This window comes from Microbispora corallina, from assembly GCF_016863035.1.
Lineage (GTDB): Bacteria > Actinomycetota > Actinomycetes > Streptosporangiales > Streptosporangiaceae > Microbispora > Microbispora corallina.
Map to the genome: position 1 here is coordinate 247,889 of NZ_BOOC01000011.1, position 24,136 is coordinate 272,024.

Sequence of the window (24,136 nt, forward strand, 5' to 3'; positions counted from 1 at the left end):
TCCCGCCAGCCGACCGGCCTCACGATCGTCTGGAGGTTCCATGGAAAGCCGCTGCCCCGTCACCATCGACCCCGCCGGCAACGACATCCACGGGGAGGCCGCCCGCATCCGCGAGCAGGGTCCCGTGGGCCGGATCGTCCTGCCGGGGGGCGTCCCCGGCTGGTCGGTCACCGGCCACGAGGCCGCCAAGCAGGTGCTCAGCGACCCGACCGTCTCGAAGGACCCGCGCCGCCACTGGCTGGCGTACGTGAACGGGGAGATCGGTGAGGACTTCCCGCTCATCGGGTGGGTGCTGATGGAGAACCTCACCACCATGCACGGCAAGGACCACACCCGCCTGCGCAGGCTGACCGCGGGCGCCTTCACCCCCCGCCGGGTGGAGGCCATGCGGGACAGCGTCCGGCAGATCGTCTCCGACCTGCTCGACGACCTCGCGTCGGCCGAGCCGGGGGAGGCGGTGGACCTGAAGGCCCGCTTCGCCCACCCGTTCCCCGCGCAGGTCATCTGCGACCTGTTCGGGGTGCCGGCGGAGTCGCGCGCCGACATGCTGCGCGGCGGCGAGGTGAACGTCGACACCACCATCAGCCCGGAGGAGGCCGCGGCCAACGTCGAGCAGTGGCACCGGGAGATGCACGAGTTCGTCGAGTCGAAGCGCCGCGAGCCGGGGGACGACCTGACCACGGACCTCATCGCGGCGCGCGACGAGGACTCGCGGCTCAACGACACCGAGATGGTCGGCACGCTGCACCTGCTGCTGGCCACCGGCACCGAGCCGGTCATGAACCTCATCACGAACGCCGTCTGGGCGCTGCTCACCCACCCCGGCCAGCTCGAGCTGGTCCGGAGCGGACGGGCGACCTGGCGCGACGTGATCGAGGAGACGCTGCGGGTGCAGGCCCCCGTCGCCCACCTGCCCTTCCGGTTCGCCACCGAGGACATCGAGGTCTGCGGTGTGACGATCCCCAAGGGCGAGCCGATCCTCGTCCACTTCGCCGGCGTCGGCCGCGACCCCGAGGTGCACGGCGGGACGGCCGCCGAGTTCGACCTCACCCGGGACGACAAGGACCACCTGTCGTTCGGGCACGGCGTCTACCGCTGCATCGGCTCGCCGCTGGCGCTGCTGGAGGCCGAGATCGCGCTGTCGGCCCTGTTCGAGCGCTTCCCCGACCTGACGCTCGCCGTCTCGCCCGAGGAGGTCGAGCCGCAGGTCACGTTCATCATGAACGGCAGGAGGACCCTGCCGGTGTACCTGACCGCGAAGGTCCCGGCCGGCGCGGGCGCCCCCGCCTGAGCCGCTCCGGGGGCGACGAGGCCCCCGGCGCCCCTTCCGATCCACCCGCAGCGAGCGTCCGTCCCGCCACCGGCCCGGCCCGGTGGCGGGCCGGACGCGTCCGCGCATCACCAAGGAGTCGTCCATGAAGGCTGCTGTCGTCGCCCAGGCCGGCGCCCGGTGGGAGATCCGCGAGGTCCCCACGCCGCGGCCCGGCCCGGGCCAGGTGCTCATCAAGGTGCACGCGTCGGGCGTCTGCCACAACGACGTGTGGCTGACCAGCGGCGTCTACCCCTTCCCCCCGCTCGACCCGGTCGTCGTGGGGCACGAGCCCGCCGGCGAGGTCGTCGAGGTGGGGGAGGGCGTCACGTCCAGGAAGGTGGGCGACCGCGTCGGCGCCACCTGGGTGCAGGCGGGCTGCGGGCGGTGCGACTACTGCCGGCTCGGCCTTCCGGTCACCGGGCAGACCGGGATGAACTGCGCCGCGCCCGTCATGACCGGCATGACCGCGCCAGGCGGGCACGCCGAGTACGTCGCGGTGGCGGCCGACAGCACGGTCCTCCTCCCCGACAACGTCACGTACGAGCAGGCCGCGCCCGTGCTCTGCGCCGGGTACACCGCGTGGAGCGCGCTGCGGGCGGGCGAGCCCCGGCCGTACGAGCGGGTCGCGGTGCTGGGCGTCGGCGGCCTCGGCCACATGGCCCTGCAGTACAGCAAGGCGTGCGGCTACGAGACGGTCGCCGTGACGCGCTCGCCCGACAAGCACGAGCTGGCCCGCGACCTCGGCGCCGACATCGTCGTGGGCGGCGGCGAGGAGCTGCGCGAGGCCGGGGGCGCCGACGTGATCCTGGTCACCGGGACGTCGTACCCGGCGGCCTCCGACGCCCTCCGCGGGCTGCGAGTGAACGGCCGCATGGTCCTGGCGACCATCGACCCGGCCGGGTCGTTCGCCATCGACCCGACGCTCCAGTTCTTCGCCCAGCGGCAGCGGATCGTCGGCGCCAGCCACGACGGCCTGCCGTACCTGGCCGAGGCGCTCGACCTGGTGGCGAGCGGCCGGGTGACGCCGATCGTCGAAGTGTTCCCCAAGGAGCAGATCGCGGACGTGATCGACAAGGTCGACAAGGGCGAGGTGCGCTTCCGCGCGGTCGTCACCTACCACTAGGCCGCGTGGCCACACCACACGTACAGCGGCGAGAGAGCGAGGAAGCGATGGCGAGAACGACGGTGGACCCCGTCGACATCGGCAAGATGTACGACGAGTCGGCCCCCATCTCGGACACCTTCAACGAGGGCCAGATCCACCTGGCGTACTGGTACGGCGACGGGGACGACACCCCGATGGTCGAGGCGTCCAAGCGCATCACCCGCAAGGTGGCGGACGCGCTCGGCCTGCGCCCCGGGGAGCGGGTGCTGGACGCCGGGTGCGGCCTCGGCGCGCCGGCGATCCTGATCGCCCGGGAGACCGGCGCGGACGTCACCGGCGTCACGGTCAGCGCGGTCGAGGCGGGCGAGGCGCAGCGGAAGGCCGACGCGAGCGGCATCGCCGAGCGCGTCCGGTTCGAGCAGGCCGACTTCTCCGCCCTGCCGTACGGCGAGGGCCACTTCGACGCGGTGCTGGCGATGGAGTCGCTGCAGTGCGCCCCCGACCTCGGCGCCACCCTCGCCGAGCTGTTCCGGGTGCTGCGCCCGGGCGGCCGGATCACGTTCGCGGACTACACGACCGAGGAGCGGATGGGCCTCGACGAGGCCGAGGCGTTCGCGGCCGCCATCAACCTCAACCGGCTGCCGACGCTGCCCGAGTGGTTCGCCGCCCTGGGGGCGGCCGGCTTCGCGGTGGAGGAGTACACCCAGTGCGGCCCCCGGGTCTTCGGCATGGGGCCGAAGTTCGTCGAGTCGGCCGAGACCGCCCGCGGCGTGCTGGCCGAGCGGTTCGGCGACGAGATGGTGACCGGCCTCAAGGACGCGCTGCGCGACTTCTTCGCCCCCGGCCCCGACCGCATCGGGTACGTGATCGTCTCGGCGCGCAAGCCCGGCTGACGCCGGCGGGCGTGCTCATGACTGTGGCCGAGGTCTCACGGACCTCGGCCACGGTCATGAGCAGGGTGACAAGCGCGGGGGGCGGCTACAGCTCGGGGCCGCCCTCGAACACGATCGGCCGCACCTCGACGGCCGTGTGGCGGGCGTCCGGGATGAGGGCGGCGAGCTCGTCGGCCCGCTCCCGCGTCGCGCAGTCGACGACGTAGTAGCCGCAGAAGAACTCCTCGCCCGGCACGTACGGGCCCTCGGCGACGTTGGCGGCGCCGTCGCGCACCCGCACGACCGTGGTCTGGGAAGGGTCGCCGACCGCCTTGGTGCCGACCATCTCGCCCGAGGCGATGATCGTCTTCTGGAACTCGTCGTGGCCCTGGAAGACGGCGTTCTGCTCCTCCTCCGACAGGGACTCCCAGATCGTGGGGTTCATGTACATGATCAGCAGGTACTTCATGCGTGGCTCCTCATGGGTCGGGGCGCCGCGGCGCCTGTCACAAGGGGGTCGGAGCTGCCGGCCCGTCCTCGACGTCGCCGCGACGCCTTTTTCAGGTCCCCGGGGGTCTCTCAGGTCCCCAGCGGGGCGGCGGGGGCGCCGAGCACGTCGCGCAGCACCTCGCCCAGCTCGGCGACGATGCGCATGGCCGTGCTCTTGTCGTACAGGTTGCTGCTGTAGCCGAGCTCGCCGATCAGGTCGCCGGTCGAGTCGAGCTCCAGGCACAGGAGGGTGCCGTCCGGGATGTCCGAGCCGACCGTCTGCGCCAGCATCCGCCGCCGTACGGCGGAGAACTCGAGGTCGCCCACCCGGTCGCGCTCCATCATGTGCGGGGTCTGGATGACCTGGAACACGCACGAGGCGAGCCCGTCCACGGCGGTCAGGCTCATGAGCTCGGGGGCCTCGCCGAGCACCTGGGCCAGCGGGATCTCGCGGGAGTAGGCCGACAGGCAGGCCGACCGGGTGCGGGCCACGACGTCGGCGAACGTCGCGCAGCCGGACAGGTCGACGCGCAGCGGCAGGCAGTTGAAGAACGAGCCCACGGCGTCCTGGAACTGCGCCTGGTCCCGGCCCGGGGTGAACGTCGGCACCACGACGTCGGTCGTCCCGATCGTCCGGTGGACGAACACCGCGAAGGCGGCCAGCAGCACCATGAACGGCGAGCTGCGGGTCCGCGCGGCGACCCCGGTGAGGGCGGTGCGCAGCTCCGGCCCGTAGGAGAAGCGGTACCACGCGGTCGAGAACTCGGGCTCCTGCGACCGCAGCCGGTCGGTGGGCAGGGCGAGCGCGCGGGCGTCCCGCAGCCGCTCGCGCCAGTAGTCGCGGGCCGTCGCCGTGGACGCGGCCGACAGCCGCTCCCGCTGCCACGCGGCGTACTCGCGGTACTGCGCGGGCTCGGGCAGGTCCGGCGCGGCGCCGGCCAGGCGCGCCCCGTAGCACGCGGCGAGGTCGCGCATGATGAGCTGCATCGACCACGCGTCGGCCGCGGTGTGGTGGGCGATCAGCGCGAGGACGGCGTCCCGCTCGTCGAAGCGCCCGAGGACGGCCCGCAGCAGGGGCAGCTCGCGCACGCTGATCGTGCCGGCGGCGATGTCGTTGAGCAGCTCCTCGGTGCGCAGGTCGCGCAGCGAGGGGTCGACGCCGGGCAGGTCGAGCACGGTGAGCGGGACCGGGCTCGGCGGCAGGATCCGCTGGTAGCGGTCGTCCCGCACCACGGTGGTGCGCAGCGCCTCGTGCCGCGCGACCACGTCGTCCAGGGCGGCCCGCAGCGTGTCGAGGTCGAGCTCCCCGCCGATCCGCCAGCCGTCGACGATGTGGTAGCGCGGGCCGAACGGGCCCATGTCGTCGCCCTTGTCCCACATGCACAGGAACTCCTGCTGCACCGACAGCGGGATCCGCTCGCCTGCCGGGGCGTGGGCGGTCTCGGAGACGGTCATGACGCCGCGGCCTCCGGCGCCTCGGCGAGGGAGGCCGCGCGGGCGGCCACGCTGCGGGCGAAGGTCCGCAGGTCGGGGTCCTCGAACAGCTCGCCGAGGTCGACCGGGACGCCGAGCTCGTCCTCGATCCGGGCGGTGATCCGGACGGCCGAGATCGACTGGCCCTCCAGCTCGAAGAACGTGGCGTTCTCCAGCGCCGCCGGCATGCGGAGGATCTCCCTCCAGATCTCCTCGACCCACCGCTCGATGTCCGGCAGGGCCGCCTCCCGGAGCCGGTTGCTCTCCATGGTTTCCTCCCGCTAGTCGTGGGCCGCCGGCCGTGCGCCCGCGGCGTCGCGGCTCAGCCGCCGAGCGTGCTCTTCCTGACGTGGCGCAGCTCCTCGAACGACGACAGGTCCGGCACGGTCCACCCGTCGAGGTCGTACTCGTTCAGGCACTCGTCCACGAAGGCCGTGTACTGGTCGATCTGGCCAGAGGCGAGCTGGGCGAACATGAGCTCCACCCGGGTGTTCTCGTGGTTGCCCGCGTAGTTGCGCTCGTACAGCTCGTGCCGGCCGCCGAACTCGGTGCCCACGGCGTCCCACAGCAGCTTCATCACCTTGGCCCGCTGGACCGCGTCCACGCCCTCCGAGCCCCGCACGTACTTGTCGAGGTACGGCCGGACGTCGGGGTTGGCGAAGTCCTCGGCGCTGGAGTTGACGTAGATGAGCCCGCTGGCCACGTCCTGCATCACGATCTCCTTGATGCGGGGGTAGCCGATCTGCATGAACCACCGGTAGGCCATGCCGTACTGGGGGTTGGGGAGCAGCGCGCCGTTGCGCCACGGGACGGGGTTGCGGGCGGCGGCGTCGGACAGGGCCCAGAACAGGTTGCGCCAGGCCAGCACCTCGCCGAGCCGGGACTGCACGCCGCGGAAGTCCTTCGTGCCGGTGATCTCCAGGGCTTTGGTCAGCAGGCCGGCGATGAACTCCAGCTTCACGGCGAGACGCGTGCAGCCGTGGAAGGTGAACCGCTCGGGGAACCCCGACCTTCCGGTGAACATCTGGACCTTGCCCAGGTCGCCGTAGATGAAGACGTTCTCCCACGGGATCAGCACCTTGTCGAGGACGAGGATCGAGTCGTTCTCGTCGAGGCGTGACGACAGCGGATAGTCGAACGGGCTGCCCATCACCGCGGCCGTCGCGCTGTAGGACGGCCGGCAGATGAGCTTCAGGCCCGGCGCCCCCATGGGGACGGTCGCGACCAGGGCGAACTTCTTCTTCTTGATCGGCAGGCCGTAGTGGGCGATGAAGTTGTAGTGCGTCAGCGCGGAGGCGGTGGCCACCACCTTGGCCCCGCTGACCACCAGGCCCGCGTCGGTCTCCCGCTCGACGTGCACGAACACGTCCTCCACCTCGTCCGGCGGCCGGTTGCGGTCGACCGGAGGGTGCACGATCGCGTGGTTCCAGTAGAGGACCTTCTCCTGCGACTCGCGGTACCAGCGGCGCGCGTTGTCGTCGAACGGCTCGTAGAAGTCGGCGTTGGCGCCCAGCGTGCCGAGGAAGGAGGCCTTGTAGTCGGGGCTGCGGCCCATCCAGCCGTAGCTCATCCGGGCCCAGGCCGCGATCGCCCGCTGGTCGGCCACCAGGTCGTCCACGGTGCGCGGGGTGGTGAAGAACCGGTGGGTGTACCCCTGGCCGCCGCTGTCGAGGGGGGCGGTCAGCACCGGCCCGCGCTCGGGGTCGTGCAGGGCGTCGTACAGCCGGGCCGTCATCCGCACGGGGTTGTGGAAGGCAGGGTGCGAGGTGACGTCCCGGACCCGCTCGCCGTAGATGTAGATCTCGCGGTCGTCGCGCAGGCTGTCGATGTACTCCGCGCCCGTCAGCGGCCGCGTCGCGGGTCTGTCCTCGGCGGCGACGCCGCCGCCGTGGTCGGTGGTGCGAGGGTCGGCCATCGACTGCTCCCAGTGGTGAGTCGGGCGTGGGCGAACCTCATCGTGGCACCGGGCCGCGCCGCCCCACCTCTTCCAGGTTGCGGAGTTCGTCCCGGTCCGGCCCACGGGCACGACGACCGGGCGGTACGGGGCGAAGAGCGCATTCGGGGAGATGTCGCCTCGTCCCACGCCGCCGATGATGGGCCGCAGGCCCCTCGCCCCCCGCCACGAGGAAACCCGAGGACACGAGGACATCTGAATGAACAGTCGCGAGAAGGTCGTCGTCCGGGTCTGGCTCAACGACTACCCGGTGGTCCCGCTGTTCCTGACGGAGACGAAGGAGCTGGCCAGGAGGTTCGGGGAGGCCCATCCCGAGTATGAGATCGAGGTGCGCGGCTGCGACTTCCTGGAGCTGCCGCGCCGGGTCGCGGAGGCGGCCCGCCGGGGCGACCCCCCGGCCATCGTGCAGAACTTCTACACCTCGACCCAGCTGGCCCGGGACATCCTGGGGGCCGACGGCGGCCCGCTGTTCACCCCCGTCGGCCGCGCCGTGGCCGGGCGCGAGTGGATCCTCGGCGAGCCGGTCGTGCTGGACGACCTGGTCCCGGCCGCCCGGGACTACTACACGATCGACGGCGAGCTGGCCGCGATGCCGCCGCTCACCTCCACCACGCTGCTGTACGCCAACACGACGCTGCTGCGGGCCGCGGGCGTGACCGAGGTGCCGCGCACCTGGCACGAGGTCGAGGCCGCCGCCAAGGCGGTCGCGGCGCTGCGCGGCGGGCCGGAGCACGCGATCACCTGGCCCAACCACGGCTGGATCTTCCAGCAGGCCGTGGCCCAGCAGGGCGGGCTGCTCGCTGACCACGGCAACGGGCGGTCGGGCCGGGCCGAGACCGTCGACCTCGCCTCGGACGAGATGCTCGCCTTCGCCGAGTGGTGGGCCCGCCTCCACCGCGAGGGCCACTACCTCTACACGGGGGTGCGGGCCGCCGGGACCGACACGTACCGGGCCTGGGAGGAGAACTACGCGGCGTTCGCCGGGCAGCGGACGGCGCTCGTGCTCAGCACCTCGGTGGAGGCCGAGCGCATGGTCGGGGCCGGCCGCGAGGGCGGCTTCACCGTCGTCGCGAGCCCGATGCCGTGCAACGGCGAGGTCCCGTACGCCGGCAACCTCATCGGCGGCGACTCCCTGTGGCTGTCGGGCGGGCTCGACGATGCCACGCAGGACGGCGCGCTGGCGTTCCTGCAGTTCATGGTGCACCCCGCGAACGCCGCAGAACGGCACAGGACCAGCGGCTTCATCCCGATCACGCGGGCCTCGGCCGACCTGCTGGAGGAGGAGGGCTGGTTCGACGCCAACCCGCACCACCGGGTCGCGCTCGACCAGCTCGCCGCCGGCGACGGCTCGCCCGCGGCCCGGGGCGCCCTGCTCGGCGACTTCGTCGGCATCCAGGACGTCATGACCGCGGCCATGCACGACGTGCTCGCCCACGGCGCCGAGCCGGCCGCCCGCCTCACCCGGGCCACCGCCGAGGCCCAGGCGCTGCTGGACGACTACAACGCCCACTGTCTCGGCACCGCCCCCGGCCCCCGCGGCCCCAACCGCTTCCGCGTGGGCTGACAGGGCCCGCCACCTCTACGAAGGGACGTGCTCCATGAGTGTCACCACCGCCGCCGACGTGACCGTCTCCGACCTGCTGGACGCCGTCATATCCGCGCCCGCCGTCCGTCTCGACGCCGAGTTCCTCCGGCTGGTCGACGCGCTCTGGGACGGCGGGACGCTCACCGGCCTCGCCCTCCCCGCCGTGCCGCTGGTCCTGGAGCGGCTTGACCGGGCCGGCGACGACCGCAAGGGCCACCTCCTGGTGCTGCTGGGCCTGCTGGCCGAGGCCGAGTACCCGGACACCGAGGGCCCGGTGACCGCCGCGGTGCGCGAGGGCCTGGACGGGTACCTCGCCCTGCTCGGTCGCTGCGCCAAGGGCGAGCCGCTCACGCTGGCGCTGCTCTACCTGCTGTCGCACCTGCCCGGCGACCGCGAGCGCGTCCTCGCGGTCGCCGGCGGGCTCGGGCTGGACCTCGACGACCTCACCCGCCTCGACCGGTGCCTGCAGAGTCTCGACCCCGACGATGTGGTGCTGGGCCGGGTGTGGCCGTCGCCGTGGGAGTGGTCGCTGTCGGAGAGCGAGCGCGACTTCGACCGGGGCTGGATCGGCACGCTCACCCCCGAGCAGATCACCGCCACCTGGCGCGGCGACACCCGTTCCGTCCTCGCCTACACGGGCGCCAAGGCGTACTGGGCCGTCCGGCACGGGAGGCCGACCGTCGTGGCCGACACCCGCGGCGACGACGGCGGTGCGGCGACCGGCGCCCGGGAGGTCACCACGCGGCACGCGGACGCCTTCCGCTGCCCCACCTGCCGGGGCGAGCTGGAGTTCGGCGCCGACCGGGTGACGTGCCGCGCCTGCCCGGCGGCCTACCCCGTGGCCCGCGGCGTGCTCGACTTCCTCAGCAGCGCCGACGAGGCCCGCGACGCCGACGACGTGCTGCAGAACGCGGCCGGCATGCAGGGCATCGGGCACTACTACGAGAACGTGCTGCGCCCGGCGTTCCTGCGGGTCATGGGCTCCAACTGGGGCGGCGCGGTGACCCCCGCCGACGAGGACGCCTACCTGCTCGACCACACCCGGCCCGCGGACGGCCCGCTGCTCGACCTGGCGGCCGGGGCCGGCCGGTGGACGGCCGTCGTCGCCGAGGCGGCAGGCGCCGGCCGGGTCGTCGCGCTCGACGTCATCACCCCCATGCTGACCGACCTGGCGGCCCGGCTGCCCGAGGTCGAGACCGTCCGCGCCAGCGCGCTGCGGCTGCCGTTCGGCGACGCCACCCTCGGCGGCGTGAACTGCTGGAACGCCCTGCAGGCGCTGCCCGACCCGAAGGCCGCCATCGACGAGATCGGCCGCTGCCTGCGGCCCGGCGGCGTGCTCACGATGCTGACGTTCCGCTGGTCGCCCGACCCCGTCTACCGGTACTTCCAGCACGCCCACAGCTTCCCGGGCAGCCCCGACGGCATCGAGCTGTTCGAGCCGGAGCAGATCCGCGGCTGGCTGGACGGAGCGGGCCTGGTGGTCCGGGAGGAGTCGCGGCCGGGGACGTTCGTGTTCGTGACGGCCGAGAAGGCCTGACCGGCGCGAACCCCGCAATCGGCGAGATGCGCGGCCCCGCCCGCCCGTGTGACCGTGGCTGCATGGGCGAATTGCTGCACAACAAGGTTGTGGTGGTCTCCGGCGTGGGCCGCGGCCTCGGCCGGGCCCTCGCCGTCCGGTCGGCCCTCGCGGGCGCGGACGTCGTGCTGGCCGCGCGGACGGAGCAGGTCCTCGCCGAGGTCGCGGAGGAGGTCGAGAAGACCGGCCGCCGGGCGCTGCCCGTGCCGACCGACATCACCGACGCCGCCTCGGCCGAGGCGCTCGCGCAGGTCGCCGTCGGCACCTTCGGGCACGTGGACGTGCTCGTGCACAACGCGTTCGCGGTCCCGCCGATGGAGGACCTCGTCACGGTCGACGTCGACGCCGTCCGCGGCGGGTTCGAGACCAGCGTGTTCGCGGCGCTGCGGCTGACCCAGCTGCTGCGTCCCGCGCTGGCCTCCGCAGGGGGGTCGATCGTCATGGTGAACGCCGCCGTGCTGCGCCACTCCAAGCGGTCGTTCGGGCCGTACAAGATGGCCAAGGCCGCGCTGCTCGCGCTCGCGCAGAACCTCGCGACCGAGCTCGGGCCCCAGGGCGTCCGGGTCAACACGGTCGTCCCGAACTACATCTGGGCCGAGCCGCTCAAGGCGTACTTCGACTACATGGCGGGCGAGCGCGGCGTGCCGGCCCGGCAGATCTACGACGAGGTGGCCGCCGACCTCGACCTGCGCCGGCTCCCCGAGCCGGAGGAGGTCGCCGACGCCGTGGTGTTCCTGGCGTCCGGCATGGCCGCCGCCATCACCGGCCAGTGCCTCGACGTCAACGGCGGGGAATACCACCGCTGACGCCCGCGGGCGCCGGGGCTCAGTGACCGGCGCTCTGGCCGCCGTCGACATGGAGGATCTCGCCGGTGACGAACGGCGCGTTCTCCAGATAGATCACCGCGTCCACGATGTCGCCCACCTCGCCCATCCGGCCGAGCGGGTGCAGCCCGGCGAGGAACTCATGGGCCTGCGCGTCGTGCATCGGGGTCTTGACGACCCCTGGCGAGACGGCGTTCACGCGGACGCCGCGGCCGGCGTACTCGACGGCCAGGGCCCTGGTGGCGGCCTGCAGACCGCCCTTGGTGAGGGACGCCAGCACCGAGGGCAGGCTGGAGTTGGGGTGGTCGACCAGGCTGGTGGTGATCTGGACGATGTGCCCGCCGCCCTGGGCGAGCAGGTGCGGCAGGGCCCGCTGCGTCACGTGGAACCACCCGCCCACGTTCACCGCCACCAGTGAGGAGAACTCCTCCGGCGTGTAGTCGGTGAACGGCTTGGCGACGAAGAACCCGGCGTTGTTGACCAGGGTGTCGATGCGGCCGAACCGCTCGACGCCGGCCTCGATCACACGGTCGGCGGTGGTGGGGTCGGCGATGTCGCCCCGGACGCTGAGGACGTCCCGGTCCAGCGACTCCGCGATGGTGCGGGAGGTGGCGACCACGGCGTAGCCGAGCTTGCGGTACGCGGCGACCAGGCCGGCTCCGATGCCCTGCGACGCCCCGGTGACGATCGCGACCTTCTGCCCAGGAACGCTCATGATGACCTTCTTCGGAGAACGGAACTAACCGACCGGTCAACTATTCCCACGCTAGGGGCCACCTCCGACGGCTGTCCACGAGGGACCGGCAAACAGTCGGAAGATCGTGGATGGCGTTCCCGGGCCGCAATCCAGAAGATGCGCCGCCGGAAGGGCGCGTGGGACGGTCGTGGGGTGCGGCGGCCTTCGGCGGCGCGTGCGAGGGCGCCCCGCCACCCCCGCCACTTACGCGATCCGATCAGGAGTGTTCATGGATACCGCTGCGCTGACCGCGCTCAGGCAGGAGATCGCCGGCGAGGTCGTCCTCCCCGGCGACGACTCCTACGAGCGGCTGCGGAACGTCTTCGTGCACCCCGGCAGCCCGGACGTCGTCGTCCGCTGCCGCGACACGGCCGACGTCCGCACGGCTCTCCGGTTCGCCCGCGACGCCGGCCTGACGGTCTCGGTGCGCAGCGGCGGCCACAGCAACGCCGGCTTCAGCACCGACGAGGGCGGCCTCGTGCTCGACCTGTCCCTCATCGACGGCGTGGAGATCGTCGACCCCGCCCGGAACGTCGTGCGGATCGGCACCGGCGCCCGGTGGGGCCGGGTGGCGGCCGCCCTCGCCGGGCACGGCCTGGCGATCTCCTCGGGCGACACCTCGACCGTAGGCGTCGGCGGGCTCCTGCTCGGCGGCGGCATCGGCTGGATGGTCCGCAGGGACGGCCTCGCCCTCGACAACGTGGTGGGCGCCGAGGTCGTCACCGCGGACGGCCGGGTGCTGCGCGCGAGCGCGGACGACAACCCCGACCTGTTCTGGGCCATCCGCGGCGGCGGCGGCAACTTCGGCGTCGTCACGACCTTCGACGTGGTGGCCCGCCCGGACTCCGGCGTCCACTTCGGCGCGGTCACCTACCCGGCCGAGGACGCGGTCGCCGTCGTGCGGAACTGGAGCCGCGCCATGCGGACCGCGCCCGACGAGGTCACCTCGACCGTGGCGCTGTACCCCGGCTTCGGCGACGCGCCGCCGCCCGTCATCATCACGGTCTGCTACGCCGGCGACGACCCGGCGGCCGCGGCCGCCGCCGTCGACCCCCTGCTCCGGCTCGGCGAGCCGATCGAGAACACGATCAGGCCGATGCCGTACGCCGGGGTGCTGGAGGACCCGTCCGACCTGCCGCCCGGCTGGATCCCCCGCGTGAAGAGCGCGTTCGCCCCGGTCTGCGGGGACGAGTTCGTCGAGACCCTCATCACCGGCGCCCGCACCTTCGACACGCTGTTCGTGGAGCTGCGCAGCCTCGGCGGGGCGGTCGGCCGCGTCCCCCGCGACGCCACGGCGTTCGCCCACCGCGCGAACGAGGTCCTGCTCACCACCGTCCTGCTGGGCGCCGTGGAGGACACCCGGCCGCAGGAGCCCGCGTTCCAGGCGTTCTGGGCCACGCTCGCGGAGCACACCGAGGGCGCGTACAGCAACTTCCTGAGCCAGGTGGACGAGGACGACGTCGCGGCCGTCTACCCGCCGGAGACGCTGGCCCGCCTGAGCGGCGTCAAGACCGTCTACGACCCCGGCAACGTCTTCAGCCGCAACCCCAACGTCACGCCGGTGCGCGAGCCGATCAGCGCGACGTCGTGACCACCCCCGGGCGTGGCCGCCGGACCGGCGGCCGCGCCGCGCGAGTGCCAGGCCATCCGAGACGAAGGACCGCGCAGCGATGACAGTCGCCACGAACGCCCCCGAACGGGAAACCACGCTCCCGCCCGAGCCCGGGCTCACCCCGGACGAGATCGTCGCGCGGGCCGAGGCGATGGCGCCGTCCCTGGTGGCGCGCCAGGCCGAGACCGAGGAGCGCACCTTCTACGCCCCCGACACCCACGAGGCGTTCGCCGAGGCCGGCTTCTACCGGATCCTCGTGCCCCGGCGCTACGGCGGGTACGAGTTCGGCGTCGACACGTTCCTGCGCGTGTCCATGGCGCTCGCCCGCGGCTGCCCCTCCACCGGCTGGATGTACTGCCTCGGCGCCGCGCACGCGCTGTTCGTGGCGACGCTGTTCGAGGAGCGCGCCCAGGCCGAGATCTTCGCCGGCGGCGACTTCATCAGCCCGGCCGTCATCGCCCCGAGCGGCACGGCCGAGCGGACCGCCGACGGCTGGCTGGTCAACGGCACCTGGAGCTACTGCTCGGGCGTCCCGTACGCCACGCACTTCATCGGCCACACGCTCGTGCCCTCCGCCGACGGGGAGCCCAAGCCCCTGCTGTTCATCGCCCCGCGCGGCGAGTGGCGGCGGCTCGACGACTGGGGCGCCCAGCTCGGCCTGCGGGGCAGCGGCTCGCACAGCGTCGTCATCGAGAACGGCCGCATCCCCGCCCACTACGCGTTCGAGGCGCTCCACATGAGCGAGGTCGACGTGAGCACGGGCAGCGTCGGCCGCACCCTGCACGGCAACCCGCAGTACGGCGGCGGCCCGCTGAGCTTCATGCTGCTGGAGGCGGCCACACTGGCGGTCGGCATGGCCAAGGGCGCGCTCGACACCTACGAGGACCTGATGCGCACCAAGCGGACGATGTTCACCGACGTCCTGCGCGCCGACGACCCCGACTTCCAGTTCTGGTACGGCCAGGCCTCCGGGATGATCGCCACGGCCGAGGCCGCCGTCTCGGACGCCGTCCGGCAGTGGAGCGAGACCTGCGCCCGCGGCCCGGCGGCCTTCACCCGGGAGCAGGACGTCCGCATCGCCACGATCTGCCGCGAGGTGATCGCCCTGTCCTGGCGGGCGGTCGAGTCGTACCTGTTCCCGACCGCGGGGTCGAGCTCCGCGCGGCGCGGCGAGCGGCTGGAGCGGATCTGGCGGGACATGTCCACCCTGCACAGCCACGCCGGCATCGCCGTGCTGCTGGCCACGGTCGCCACCCGCGAGCGGGCCAAGGCCCGGTTCGCCTGAGGGGGGAGCTGACCCGATGACGATCGCCGGACCCCGGCACGTCTTCGTCGCGGCGCCGGGAGAGCCCGCGTACGAGACGGCGACCCGGGTGTTCAACCTCGCGGCGCCCGCCCGGCCCGCGGCCGCCGTGACGGCCCGCACGCTCGACGAGGTGCGGGCGGCCGTCCGGTACGCCGAGAGTGAGGGCCTGGGAGTGCGGGTGCACGCGACCGGGCACGCCGCCGGGTCCGTGGCGCCCATGGACGGCGCGCTGCTGATCCGCACCCGGCTGGCGGGCGGCGTCGAGGTCGACCCCGGCCGCCGCGTGGCCCGGGTGCCCGCGGGCGCCCGCTGGCGGGAGGTGGTCGAGGCGGCCGCGCCGCACGGCCTCGCCGCGCCCCACGGCTCCTCGCCGACCGTCGGCGTGGTGGGCTACCTGCTGCGCGGCGGCGTCAGCTTCTACGGCCGCAAGGTCGGCGTCGCCGCAAACGGCGTGCGCGCGGTGGAGCTGGTGACGGCGGGCGGCGACGTCCGCCGGGTGGACGCGGCGTCCGACCCCGAGCTGCTGTGGGCGCTGCGCGGGGGAGGCGGCGGCTTCGGCGTCGTGACCTCCGTCGAGCTCGACCTGTTCCCGGCCAGGGGTGTGGTGACGGGGGCGGCGTTCTGGCCGGCCGCGCACGCGCCCCGGCTGCTGCGCCTGTGGCGGCGGTGGGCCCGGCACGCGCCCTGGGAGGCCGCCACGTCCGTGCGGATCCTGAACCTGCCCGACCTGCCGGAGATCCCGGCCGAGCTGCGCGCCGGCCCGGTGCTCTGCCTGGCCGGCGTCGTGCTGGCGGGCGACCACCCGGCGTCGGCCCCGGCGCAGGCGGAGGAGCTGCTCGGCCCGCTGCGGTCGGCGGCCCCGCCGCTGCTCGACACCTGGCGGCCCGCCCGGCCGGCCGAGGTGCTGGAGACGCACATGGACCCCACCGAGCCGGTCGCCCTGCACGGCGACCACCTGCTGCTGGGGGAGATCGGCGACGACGCCGTGGACGCGTTCTGCCGGGTAACCGGTGAGGGGTCGGGCTCGCCGCTGGTCTCGGCGGAGCTGCGGCAGCTCGGGGGCGCGCTGGCCGTGCCCGTGGCGGACGGCGGCGCGCTCGACCACATCGACGCGTGCTACGCGTACATGGGCGCGGGGCTTCCCGAGGGGCCGGAGAGCGAGGAGGCGATCGGGCGGCGCTTCGCGCTGGTCCGCGCGGCGCTCGCGCCCTGGGACACCGGCCGCACGGCTCCCACGTTCGTGGAGAGCACGCAACGGCCGCAGGGGCACCTCACGGCGGAGCAGGTCGAGACCCTCGACCGCGTCAGGCGGCGGGTCGACCCGCCGGGCCTGTTCCGTGGGGACGTGACTCCCGGCGCGTCCGCGGCGGCATAGCCCGCCGGGCCGTCGAGGCCCGTCAGGGCGTCCGTCGCGGCGGCCCGGGACCTGCCGGTGCGCTCCGGCAGGTCCCGGCCGGGAATGGTCGTCATGGGCCCGTCACATCTCCGTCCCGCCCTGGTCGAGCAGCGGCCACACCTCGACGCCGTTGTCACGGGCCGCCGGGTAACGGGACGCCAGCTCGAGGGCGCGGTCGAGGCCGTCGCAGTCGATGATGAAGAAGCAGCCCAGGTGCTCCTTCGTCTCCAGGTAGGGTCCGTCGGCCACGACGAGCCTGCCGCCGCGCACCCGCACGGTCCTCGCGTTCACGGCGTCGGCCAGCCCGTGCACGCTCACCAGCTCACCCGAGTCGCGCAGCTCCTTCTGGAACGCCGCGTCCTCGGCGATCAGCTCGGCGAACTCCTCCGGCGACAGCGCGCCCCAGGTGTCCTCGTTCCCGTAGACGGAGAGCATGTACTTCACGTCCCGCTCCTCACGCGGTAGGCGGCGCCCGTTCCGGCGCCTCTCACGGAAAGGTCGGAGCGGGGACCGCGGCCTCGACATCCCCGCGCGGGGAATTTTCGCGCCGGCCCGCCGGCCTGCCGCCGCGCGTCCCGTCCGGCGCCGGCGAAACGAAAAACGACGCCGAATCCGCGCCCGTTCCGAGAATGCCGTACGGCGGGACCGCACTTTGAAAGAGGCGCCCCGGCGACACCCGGGATGAAACTGTGAACGTGCTGAATGATGCGGTTGCGACCGGTTTATCGCGCGGATATGAGTTCGGCGCCGGGGAAGCTCCGACGTCGTATGCGCAAGATGGGGCCTGGTTCTTAAACGAATTGTTTCCCGGTTCTCCGGCGTACAACGTGTACCGGGCGTACCGGATCTCGGGGCGGCTGAACCTGAGCGCGGTCCGCGGCGCGTGGCAGGCCGTGGTCGACCGGCACGAGATCCTGCGGACCACGCTCGCGGAGGCCGAGGGACGCCCGGTGCAGCGGATCGCCGCCGAGGCGGGGGACACGGTCTTCTTCTTCGACCTGGGCGCGGTGCCCCCGGCTGACCGGGAGGCGTGGGCCGACCGGCTGTGCGCCGCGGAGGCCGCCCGGTCGTTCGACCTCGTGGACGGGCCGCTCGCCCGCCTGGTCGTCGCGCGGCAGAGCGCCACCGAGCACGTCATGGTGCTCGTGCTGCACCAGGCCGTCGCCGACGAGAGCACCCCCGCCGTGATCATGCGGGAGCTGGCCGAGGGCTACGCCGCGGCCGCCGAGGGCCGATCGCCCGTGCTGGCTGCCCTGCCCGCGCAGTACGCGGACCACGCCCGTGCCCAGCGCGAGCGCGAACCGTCCCCGGAGCTGCTGGAGTGGTGGACCGCGGCGCTCACGCCGCCGCCCGCGTCCCCGGCGCTGCCCGCCGACCGGCCGCGTCCCGCCGAGCCGTGCTTCCGCGGCGGCGCCGTCCGGTTCGACTGGGGCGCCGGCCTCGCCCGCGGCATCGCCCGCCTTGCGGAGGCGGAGGGCGCCACTCCCCTCGCCGTCGTGCTCGCCGGGCTCCAGGCCCTGCTGCACCGGTACGGCACCGAGGGGCCGGTGGCCGTGGGGGTGCCCGTGCCGGTGGGCGGGAGCGCGGCCGAGTCCCTCGCCGGCCCCTTCCTCAACCCGCTCGTGCTGAGCGCCGACCTGTCGGACGGTCCCGCGTTCCGCGACCTGCTCGGCCGGGTCGCCGGGCACGTGCGGGACGCCCTCGACCGGCGCGACCTGCCGTTCGCGCACCTGGTCCGGGCGCTGAACGTCGAGCGCGACCCCCACCGCTTCCCGCTGTGCGACGTCCTGCTCGCCGTACGGGAGGAGCCGGAGGCCGAGCCCGTCCTCCCCGGCACGGAGGTGCGCCGCATCCCGGTGCACAACGGCTGGGTGGCGACCGACCTCACGCTCACCGTGGAGGTGACGCCAGGCTCCTGCTCGGGGTCGCTCGCGTACCGCGGCAGCCTGTTCGACCCGGAGACGGCGCGGGCCGTGGCGGACCAGCTCCGCACGCTGCTGGCGGCCGCCGTCGCCGAGCCCGGGCTGCCGGTCGACGAACTGCCGCTGGAGGGGCCGGAGGCCGCCCGCGCGGCCCTGCGCGGGGCCGACCTGATCGAGGAGGGCGCCCACGCCGCCGGGGCCGTGCACGAGCTGGTGCGCGCCCAGGCTGAGCTGCACCCGGACGCGGTCGCGGTCGCGTGGCCCGAGGGCGACCTCACGTACCGGGAGCTGGTCGACCAGGCCGGGCGGATCGCCGCGTGGCTGCGCCGGACGGCGGGAGTCGCCGGTCCAGCGGAAGGCTTGGCGGAGGGCCCGGCGGGAGGCCTGGCGGAGGGCTCGCTGGAGGGCTCGCTGGAGGGCGCGGCCGTGGCCGTGCGCATGCCGGCGGGGCCGCGCCGGTTCGCCGCCCTCCTCGGCGTGCTGGAGGCGGGGGCGCACCTCGTCTGGTTCGGCGCGGGCGACACGGGGGAGCGCGGGAGGGCCGTGCTCGACGACCTGCGCCCGGCCTGCCTGCTGGTCGACGGCGACCCCTCGTCCGACGTCCTCGCCGCGTGGTTCCGCGACGATCTGGGCGGCGTGGTGGCCGACCTGTCGGCCGTGGACCTGTCCGGCGTCGAGCCGTACGCCGCGCCTCCGGCCCGCCCCGACGACCGGGCGTACGTCGCCTACACCTCCGGCTCGACCGGGCGGCCCAAGGGCATCCCGCAGTCGCACCGGGCGCTGGCGCAGTTCACAACGTGGATGGCCGCCCGCTTCGGGATGGGCCCGGGTTCCCGGGTGGCGCAGTGGGTCGCCCCCGACCACGACCCGGCCCTGTGCGAGGTCTTCGCGGCGCTGGTCTCCGGCGCGACGCTCTGCCCGCCGCCCGAGCGGACCCGCGTTCATCCGGAGAAGCTGGCCGACTGGCTGGCGCGCGAGCGGATCTCGTTCCTGCAGACCGTGCCGAGTTTCGCCAGGGAACTGCTCGCGGCCGTCACCGGCCGGGGCACGGCCGAGGACCTCACGCCTCTCTCCTACCTCGTGCTGATGGGGGAGGCGCTCAGCGAGGACCTGGCGAACGGCCTGCGCGCCACCCTGCCGGCCGCGCGGCTGGTCAACCTGTACGGCCCGACCGAGACGATCGCGGCGACCTGGCACGAGGTCTCCCGGACGCTCCGGGGGACGGCGCCCATCGGCCGTCCGATCCCCGGGCGCCAGGTGCTCGTGCTCGACGAGCGCGACCGGCCCTGCCCGGTGGGCGTGACCGGGGAGATCGTCGTGCGCGGCCCGTACGTCACCCCCGGATACACCAACGCGGAGGCGGGAGAGGCGTTCGCCCCGATCCGCGACGCGCGGGCCGGCGGGGACGTCCCGTGCTACCGGACCGGCGACCTCGGGCGCAGGCGGCCGGACGGGCTGCTGGAGTTCCGCGGGCGCAAGGACTTCCAGATCAAGCTGCTCGGCAACCGGATCGAGCTGACCGACATCGAGGCGGCGCTCGCCACGCACGAGGCGGTGGCCGAGTGCGCCGCCGTGGCCGTCGCCAACCGGGAAGGCCTGGTCAGCCGCCTCGTCGTCTACGTCGTCCCGCGGCCGGACGCGCCCGTCGCGGGCTCGCCCGCCGCCTGGCGGGCCCACCTGCGCGCCCGCTTCGGCGCCCTCACGCTGCCCGCCCTCTTCAAGGTCATGAACGGGCCGCTGCCGCGCAACGTGGCGGGCAAGGTCGACCGGCGCCGCCTCCCCGACGCCGGCCCGCTGCTCGACGAGGACGCGACGACGCCGCGGACGCCCGTGGAGAAGGCCATGGCGGCGATCTGGTCGGAGCTGCTGGGCGTCGACACGATCACCACGGAGGACACGTTCTTCACCGTCGGCGGGCACTCCATGCTCGTCCCGCTGCTCGCCAGGCGGATCCGGGAGCGGCTGGGCGTACGGGTGTCGCCGCGCGACTGCCTCGCCAACCCCTCGCTGGCCGCCCTGTCCGCGATGGTCGACGCGGCGGGCGGGGGAGAGCCGGCCGATGAGAGCACCACCGGCCCGTCGAACCGCTCGGTGCCGGCGCAACGCCGTTCATGACAGCTGTCGGCAAGGCTACGAAGGAGTGAGTGAGTTGACTCTGCTCGAGACCGAGGTTGCGGTCGATTTCGACGGCGAGAGCCTGGACATCGCGGGCATCCGCCGCGTCGCCGAGGACCGGGCGCCGTGCAGCATCGCCCCCGCCGCCCTGGAGAGGGCGACGCGGAGCCGGGAGATCTTCGAGGACATCGCCCGCCAGGACATCCCCATCTACGGCGTGACCACCGGCTTCGGCGAGATGATCTACATGCTGGTGGGCACCTCCAAGGAGGTGGAGCTGCAGACGAACCTGGTGCGCAGCCACAGCGCCGGCGTCGGGCCGTCGTTCGCCGAGGACGAGGCGCGCGCGATCGTCGCGGCCCGCCTGAACGCGCTGGCCCGCGGCTACTCGGCTGTCCGGCCGGTGGTGCTCGAACGGCTCGCGCTCTACCTGAACGAGGGCATCATCCCGGCCATCCCCGAGATCGGCTCACTGGGCGCGAGCGGCGACCTGGCTCCGCTGGCCCACATCGCCAGCACGGTCATCGGCGAGGGGTACGTCCTGCGCGACGGGCACCGGGTCCCGACGGGCCAGGTGCTCCGCGAGTTCGGCATCGAGCCGCTCACGCTCCGGTTCAAGGAGGGGCTCGCCCTCATCAACGGCACCTCCGCGATGACCGGCCTCGGCGCGCTCGTCGCCGGCCGGGCGCTCCAGCAGGTCCGCCACGGCGAGATCGTCGCGGCGCTGGTCATCGAGACCCTGCAGGGCTCGACCAGCCCGTTCCTCGCCGTCGGGCACGACATCGCCCGGCCCCACCGCGGCCAGATCGACAGCGCCGCCAACATGCGCGCCCTCATGGACGGCAGCGGGCTCACCGTCGACCACGCCGACCTGCGCCGTCAGGCCCAGGAGAGCCGGCACGACCAGGTCGTCGCCCGCACCCAGGTCTACCTCCAGAAGGCGTACTCGCTGCGCGCCATCCCACAGGTGCTCGGCGCCGTCCGCGACACCCTCTACCACGCGGTGGACAAGCTGGAGATCGAGCTCAACTCCTCCAACGACAACCCGCTGTTCTTCGAGGGCCAGGAGATCTTCCACGGCGCCAACTTCCACGGGCAGCCGATCGCGTTCGCGATGGACTTCACCACGATCGCGCTGACCCAGCTCGGCGTGCTGTCGGAGCGGCGCACCAACCGGCTGCTCAACCGCCACCTCAGCTACGGCCTGCCGGAGTTCCTCGTCGCGGGCGACCCCGGCCTCAACAGCGGCTTCGCCGGCGCGCAGTACCCGGCCACCGCGCTGGTGGCCGAGAACCGCACGATCGGCCCCGCCAGCATCCAGAGCGTCCCGTCGAACGGCGACAACCAGGACATCGTGAGCATGGGCCTGATCTCGGCCCGCAACGCCCGCCGGGTCCTGCAGAACAACGACAAGATCCTCGCCGTGGAGTTCCTCGCCGCCGCCCAGGCCGTGGACATCTCCGGCCGGTACGAGGGCCTGAGCCCGGCCGCCAAGGCGACGTACGAGGCGGTGCGCTCGCTCGTGCCGACCCTGGACGCCGACCGCTTCATGGCCGACGACATCGAGGTCGTCGCGGCCGCGCTGTCGGAGGGCCGGTTCGCGGACGCGGTCGCGCAGGCCGGCGTCGGCCTCCGCTGACCGAGCCCGCCCCGCCGGGCCCCGAGCCTGGCCGGGGAGACGGCCGCGCCGCACCCCCTTCCCCCGCCGGCGCGGCCGTCTCCCCGGCCGTCCCCGTCTTCACGTGAAAATGGGCCGGGAACGGCCCCGGAAATCGCCGGACAAACGCTCGGAGCCCTTTCTGCGTGCTTTTTCACGCCGCTGAATTCCGGCACCTAATGGCGGCTTTCTCGCACATTGCTGAATACCACCCCGACATCGACGGTGCATATTGACGGTGCCCGTGCTGGACGTTTCCATTGGTTGTGAGCAAGCCCCTCGTGCCGTCGTCGGCGCCGATCGGAGCGTCGAGAGCCGGGGAGCTCGCCTGGCGGGGCCGCCCGGTGCGTGCCCCGTCCGGCGGACGCGAGCCGGCCGGCTCCGCCGGGGGATCCCCGGGGTCGCCGGCGAGGAGGTACTGATGGCCCCCACACCTGCGAGCCCCTGGTCCGCCACGTCGAGCGCGTCCGGGTGGCCGGAAGGCCGCGGTGAGATCGCCGAGTGCCTCGATGGGGAGGTCCACCTCGCGTACGCCGAGCGGCCCGGCAGCGGCGCGATGACCGTCGCCGCGGGCTTCTCCCCGGACACCGCCCGGGCCCGGGCCGAGGCCAGGGCGTCCGCGCTCGACTGCCTCTACCGGCTGCCCGAGGGCGTCGCGCCGTCCGCCGTGGGGGAGGGCGACCGGCCCCTCGGCCTGGCCGACTTCGTGCCCGAGCCCCCGGAGGAGAGCCGCTTGCGGGTGACCGGCGTCGGCCTGCTCAGCCGGGAGCGCTACAACCTGCCCGTCGAGGTCGTCTGGCTGGGCGAGCGCGGCTCCCGCGTCGAGCCGACGCTGGTGGGCGTCGTCGACGACGGCATCGACGAGGCGATCGCCGATTTGCTCGCCCACGACGTGGTGATCCGCTGGTGGTCGAGCCCCCGCTTCCCGCTGCTGCGCGTGTCCGCGTACCTCGACCGGCTGCTCCCGCCCGGCGTCGTGGCCGCGGCGTCCGCCCTCGGTCTGTGGGTCTCGGCGTTCGTGCTGCCCGGCCCGGACTTCCGCATCGCCCTCGTCGGCGTCGGCGGGGAGGGGACGACGGTGGCCACGGCCGCCGCCAGGACGGTCGGGGAGGCCGTAGGGGAGGCGTTCCTGCGGGCGATGGCCGCCCGGGCCCAGCCCTGGAACACCCTGCCCACCGGCGACTCGCTGCGGCGCCTCACCGTGTGGCACCGTGAGTCCGACTACCTCGCCTACCTCGAGCGCTCCGCCATCGACGCCGACCCTCCGGTGCTCGACGAGCCGGCCGTCTGGGAGAGGCTGATGAGCTGGCCCGACCTCGCCTGCCGCCGCTTCGGGCACGAGCCGATCCTGATCGGAAACCCGTCGGGGGAGCCGGTCAAGGTCGTCTGCCCGGGGGCCGCCTGCTACCGGACCGCCCCGCCCGGCACCACCCTGCCCTGCCCCGTCCCGTGACCGGGCCGCCCTCAGCCCTGCCGGGCCCGCCCGTTGCCGGCGGCGACGCCGTCCCGCTCGTGGACCAGGCGCCATAGCAACCTGTTGAACTGCTCCCGCTCGTCGGGCGACAGCGGGGTGAGGAACGCGTCGAGCGCGCTCAGCATCGCCGGCCCCAGCTTGTGGCGCAGCAACGACACCCCCTCGCCCGTCAGCGCGATCGCGTACTTGCGGCGGTCGTCGGGGTCGCGCGAACGCTGCACCAGCCCCAGCCGCTCCAGACCGTCCACCACGCTGACCATCGTCGTCCTGTCGATGCCGTGGCTGCGCGCGAGCTGCTGCTGGGACTGCGGCCCCATCGCGTCGATCGCGGTGAGCACGGCGAAATCCTTCGACCGCAGCCCGAAGGGCTCCATGGCCGACTCGAAAATCTCGACGAAGAGATTGTTGGCCTTGCTCATCAATACGCTCGTCGAGCTGGACAGGAACCCAGGGACGGAAAGATCGGTGCGGGGGGATTCGGTGCTCACCTATGTCCCTTCGATCGCTATATGTCGCATACCACGCAAGGGCGCCAAATTAGGCATCTGCAGATATTGCACGAGTGTCACACGTGTGCAATCGGTGGCGCAACAGGGGAGAACGAATCGTCAGCATCGCTGATTGACCCAAAAGATGATGGTCAGTGATACTGACGTACGGAGCGGTGTACGCGCCTCGTCCGGCGCTCCGGCCCGCTCCGGTGAGGAGGACGTTATGTCCGCGGCCAG

19 protein-coding genes are annotated in these 24,136 nt (G+C 73.5%); 12 read left to right on the forward strand and 7 right to left on the reverse strand.

The window, feature by feature from the left end; translation table 11 throughout:
- The first annotated feature begins 40 nt into the window (after positions 1-40).
- The 3 genes from Mco01_RS14765 to Mco01_RS14775 all read left to right on the forward strand — a co-directional run bounded on the left by Mco01_RS14765 (position 41) and on the right by Mco01_RS14775 (position 3,310).
- Positions 41-1,291 (forward strand): cytochrome P450 family protein, encoded by a 1,251-nt coding sequence (locus Mco01_RS14765; protein ID WP_204057459.1) that lies wholly within the window; start codon positions 41-43, stop codon positions 1,289-1,291.
- Positions 1,292-1,415: 124 nt separating this feature from the next.
- A complete protein-coding gene (locus Mco01_RS14770; protein ID WP_036320318.1) occupies positions 1,416-2,435 on the forward strand; it encodes an alcohol dehydrogenase catalytic domain-containing protein in 1,020 nt (339 codons plus the stop codon).
- 47 nt (positions 2,436-2,482) lie between these two features.
- On the forward strand, positions 2,483-3,310 hold the full coding sequence (locus tag Mco01_RS14775) for an SAM-dependent methyltransferase (RefSeq protein ID WP_204057460.1): 828 nt from the start codon (positions 2,483-2,485) through the stop codon (positions 3,308-3,310).
- Positions 3,311-3,395: 85 nt separating this feature from the next.
- Here the strand turns inward: Mco01_RS14775 and Mco01_RS14780 are convergent, their stop codons facing one another.
- The 4 genes from Mco01_RS14780 to Mco01_RS14795 all read right to left on the reverse strand — a co-directional run bounded on the left by Mco01_RS14780 (position 3,396) and on the right by Mco01_RS14795 (position 7,166).
- Positions 3,396-3,758, reverse strand: coding sequence for a YciI family protein (locus Mco01_RS14780; protein ID WP_204057461.1), 363 nt, complete (start codon positions 3,756-3,758; stop codon positions 3,396-3,398).
- 110 nt (positions 3,759-3,868) lie between these two features.
- Positions 3,869-5,233, reverse strand: coding sequence for a condensation domain-containing protein (locus Mco01_RS14785; RefSeq protein ID WP_204057462.1), 1,365 nt, complete (start codon positions 5,231-5,233; stop codon positions 3,869-3,871).
- On the reverse strand, positions 5,230-5,520 hold the full coding sequence (locus Mco01_RS14790) for a phosphopantetheine-binding protein (protein ID WP_204057463.1): 291 nt from the start codon (positions 5,518-5,520) through the stop codon (positions 5,230-5,232). Before Mco01_RS14790 ends, Mco01_RS14785 begins: the two co-directional genes overlap by 4 nt.
- Positions 5,521-5,573: 53 nt before the next feature.
- Entirely contained in the window at positions 5,574-7,166 is a 1,593-nt protein-coding gene (locus Mco01_RS14795; protein WP_204057464.1) for a 4-hydroxyphenylacetate 3-hydroxylase family protein, read from the reverse strand.
- Positions 7,167-7,404: 238 nt separating this feature from the next.
- Between Mco01_RS14795 and Mco01_RS14800 the strand changes: the two genes are divergently transcribed.
- The 3 genes from Mco01_RS14800 to Mco01_RS14810 all read left to right on the forward strand — a co-directional run bounded on the left by Mco01_RS14800 (position 7,405) and on the right by Mco01_RS14810 (position 11,172).
- On the forward strand, positions 7,405-8,769 hold the full coding sequence (locus Mco01_RS14800) for an extracellular solute-binding protein (RefSeq protein ID WP_204057465.1): 1,365 nt from the start codon (positions 7,405-7,407) through the stop codon (positions 8,767-8,769).
- Positions 8,770-8,803: 34 nt separating this feature from the next.
- The gene (locus tag Mco01_RS14805) at positions 8,804-10,327 is read left to right on the forward strand and encodes a methyltransferase domain-containing protein (protein WP_204057466.1); all 1,524 of its coding nucleotides are present in this window, start codon (positions 8,804-8,806) and stop codon (positions 10,325-10,327) included.
- 62 nt (positions 10,328-10,389) lie between these two features.
- Positions 10,390-11,172 carry an SDR family oxidoreductase gene (locus Mco01_RS14810; protein ID WP_204057467.1) on the forward strand — a complete coding sequence of 261 codons (783 nt, stop codon included), beginning with the start codon at positions 10,390-10,392 and terminating at the stop codon, positions 11,170-11,172.
- A 19-nt stretch (positions 11,173-11,191) separates the two neighbouring features.
- Here Mco01_RS14810 and Mco01_RS14815 read toward each other — a convergent pair whose 3' ends face one another.
- On the reverse strand, positions 11,192-11,905 hold the full coding sequence (locus tag Mco01_RS14815) for an SDR family NAD(P)-dependent oxidoreductase (protein ID WP_204057468.1): 714 nt from the start codon (positions 11,903-11,905) through the stop codon (positions 11,192-11,194).
- Positions 11,906-12,155: 250 nt separating this feature from the next.
- Between Mco01_RS14815 and Mco01_RS14820 the strand changes: the two genes are divergently transcribed.
- The 3 genes from Mco01_RS14820 (at position 12,156) to Mco01_RS14830 (ending at position 16,219) form a co-directional block, all read left to right on the forward strand.
- Entirely contained in the window at positions 12,156-13,517 is a 1,362-nt protein-coding gene (locus Mco01_RS14820; protein ID WP_204057469.1) for an FAD-binding oxidoreductase, read from the forward strand.
- A gap of 79 nt (positions 13,518-13,596) precedes the next feature.
- On the forward strand, positions 13,597-14,823 hold the full coding sequence (locus Mco01_RS14825; RefSeq protein ID WP_204057470.1) for an acyl-CoA dehydrogenase family protein: 1,227 nt from the start codon (positions 13,597-13,599) through the stop codon (positions 14,821-14,823).
- Between the two features lie 16 nt (positions 14,824-14,839).
- Entirely contained in the window at positions 14,840-16,219 is a 1,380-nt protein-coding gene (locus tag Mco01_RS14830; protein ID WP_204057471.1) for an FAD-binding oxidoreductase, read from the forward strand.
- Positions 16,220-16,321: 102 nt separating this feature from the next.
- Here Mco01_RS14830 and Mco01_RS14835 read toward each other — a convergent pair whose 3' ends face one another.
- On the reverse strand, positions 16,322-16,675 hold the full coding sequence (locus tag Mco01_RS14835) for a YciI family protein (RefSeq protein WP_232326420.1): 354 nt from the start codon (positions 16,673-16,675) through the stop codon (positions 16,322-16,324).
- A gap of 260 nt (positions 16,676-16,935) precedes the next feature.
- Between Mco01_RS14835 and Mco01_RS14840 the strand changes: the two genes are divergently transcribed.
- The 3 genes from Mco01_RS14840 (at position 16,936) to Mco01_RS14850 (ending at position 23,387) form a co-directional block, all read left to right on the forward strand.
- Positions 16,936-20,277: a non-ribosomal peptide synthetase gene (locus Mco01_RS14840; protein WP_239103620.1), complete on the forward strand. Its 3,342-nt coding sequence runs from the start codon at positions 16,936-16,938 to the stop codon at positions 20,275-20,277.
- A 34-nt stretch (positions 20,278-20,311) separates the two neighbouring features.
- Positions 20,312-21,916, forward strand: a complete 1,605-nt coding sequence (gene cmdF, locus Mco01_RS14845) for a tyrosine 2,3-aminomutase (RefSeq protein WP_204057473.1) — start codon at positions 20,312-20,314, stop codon at positions 21,914-21,916.
- A gap of 439 nt (positions 21,917-22,355) precedes the next feature.
- Entirely contained in the window at positions 22,356-23,387 is a 1,032-nt protein-coding gene (locus tag Mco01_RS14850) for a hypothetical protein (protein WP_204057474.1), read from the forward strand.
- 11 nt (positions 23,388-23,398) lie between these two features.
- Here the strand turns inward: Mco01_RS14850 and Mco01_RS14855 are convergent, their stop codons facing one another.
- On the reverse strand, positions 23,399-23,896 hold the full coding sequence (locus tag Mco01_RS14855; RefSeq protein ID WP_204057475.1) for a MarR family winged helix-turn-helix transcriptional regulator: 498 nt from the start codon (positions 23,894-23,896) through the stop codon (positions 23,399-23,401).
- Positions 23,897-24,136 lie beyond the last annotated feature (240 nt).

Excerpts from the sequence above, each read along its gene's own strand:
- Mco01_RS14825 (WP_204057470.1), top strand. The coding sequence starts at position 13,597 with ATGACAGTCGCCACGAACGCCCCCGAACGGGAAACCACGCTCCCGCCC.
- Mco01_RS14830 (WP_204057471.1), top strand. The coding sequence starts at position 14,840 with ATGACGATCGCCGGACCCCGGCACGTCTTCGTCGCGGCGCCGGGAGAG.
- Mco01_RS14790 (WP_204057463.1), bottom strand. The coding sequence starts at position 5,520 with ATGGAGAGCAACCGGCTCCGGGAGGCGGCCCTGCCGGACATCGAGCGG.
- Mco01_RS14785 (WP_204057462.1), bottom strand. The coding sequence starts at position 5,233 with ATGACCGTCTCCGAGACCGCCCACGCCCCGGCAGGCGAGCGGATCCCG.
- Mco01_RS14850 (WP_204057474.1), top strand. The coding sequence starts at position 22,356 with ATGGCCCCCACACCTGCGAGCCCCTGGTCCGCCACGTCGAGCGCGTCC.
- Mco01_RS14820 (WP_204057469.1), top strand. The coding sequence starts at position 12,156 with ATGGATACCGCTGCGCTGACCGCGCTCAGGCAGGAGATCGCCGGCGAG.
- Mco01_RS14810 (WP_204057467.1), top strand. The coding sequence starts at position 10,390 with ATGGGCGAATTGCTGCACAACAAGGTTGTGGTGGTCTCCGGCGTGGGC.
- Mco01_RS14805 (WP_204057466.1), top strand. The coding sequence starts at position 8,804 with ATGAGTGTCACCACCGCCGCCGACGTGACCGTCTCCGACCTGCTGGAC.
- Mco01_RS14770 (WP_036320318.1), top strand. The coding sequence starts at position 1,416 with ATGAAGGCTGCTGTCGTCGCCCAGGCCGGCGCCCGGTGGGAGATCCGC.
- Mco01_RS14835 (WP_232326420.1), bottom strand. The coding sequence starts at position 16,675 with ATGCTCTCCGTCTACGGGAACGAGGACACCTGGGGCGCGCTGTCGCCG.
- Mco01_RS14780 (WP_204057461.1), bottom strand. The coding sequence starts at position 3,758 with ATGAAGTACCTGCTGATCATGTACATGAACCCCACGATCTGGGAGTCC.
- Mco01_RS14795 (WP_204057464.1), bottom strand. The coding sequence starts at position 7,166 with ATGGCCGACCCTCGCACCACCGACCACGGCGGCGGCGTCGCCGCCGAG.
- Mco01_RS14800 (WP_204057465.1), top strand. The coding sequence starts at position 7,405 with ATGAACAGTCGCGAGAAGGTCGTCGTCCGGGTCTGGCTCAACGACTAC.
- Mco01_RS14775 (WP_204057460.1), top strand. The coding sequence starts at position 2,483 with ATGGCGAGAACGACGGTGGACCCCGTCGACATCGGCAAGATGTACGAC.
- Mco01_RS14765 (WP_204057459.1), top strand. The coding sequence starts at position 41 with ATGGAAAGCCGCTGCCCCGTCACCATCGACCCCGCCGGCAACGACATC.
- Mco01_RS14815 (WP_204057468.1), bottom strand. The coding sequence starts at position 11,905 with ATGAGCGTTCCTGGGCAGAAGGTCGCGATCGTCACCGGGGCGTCGCAG.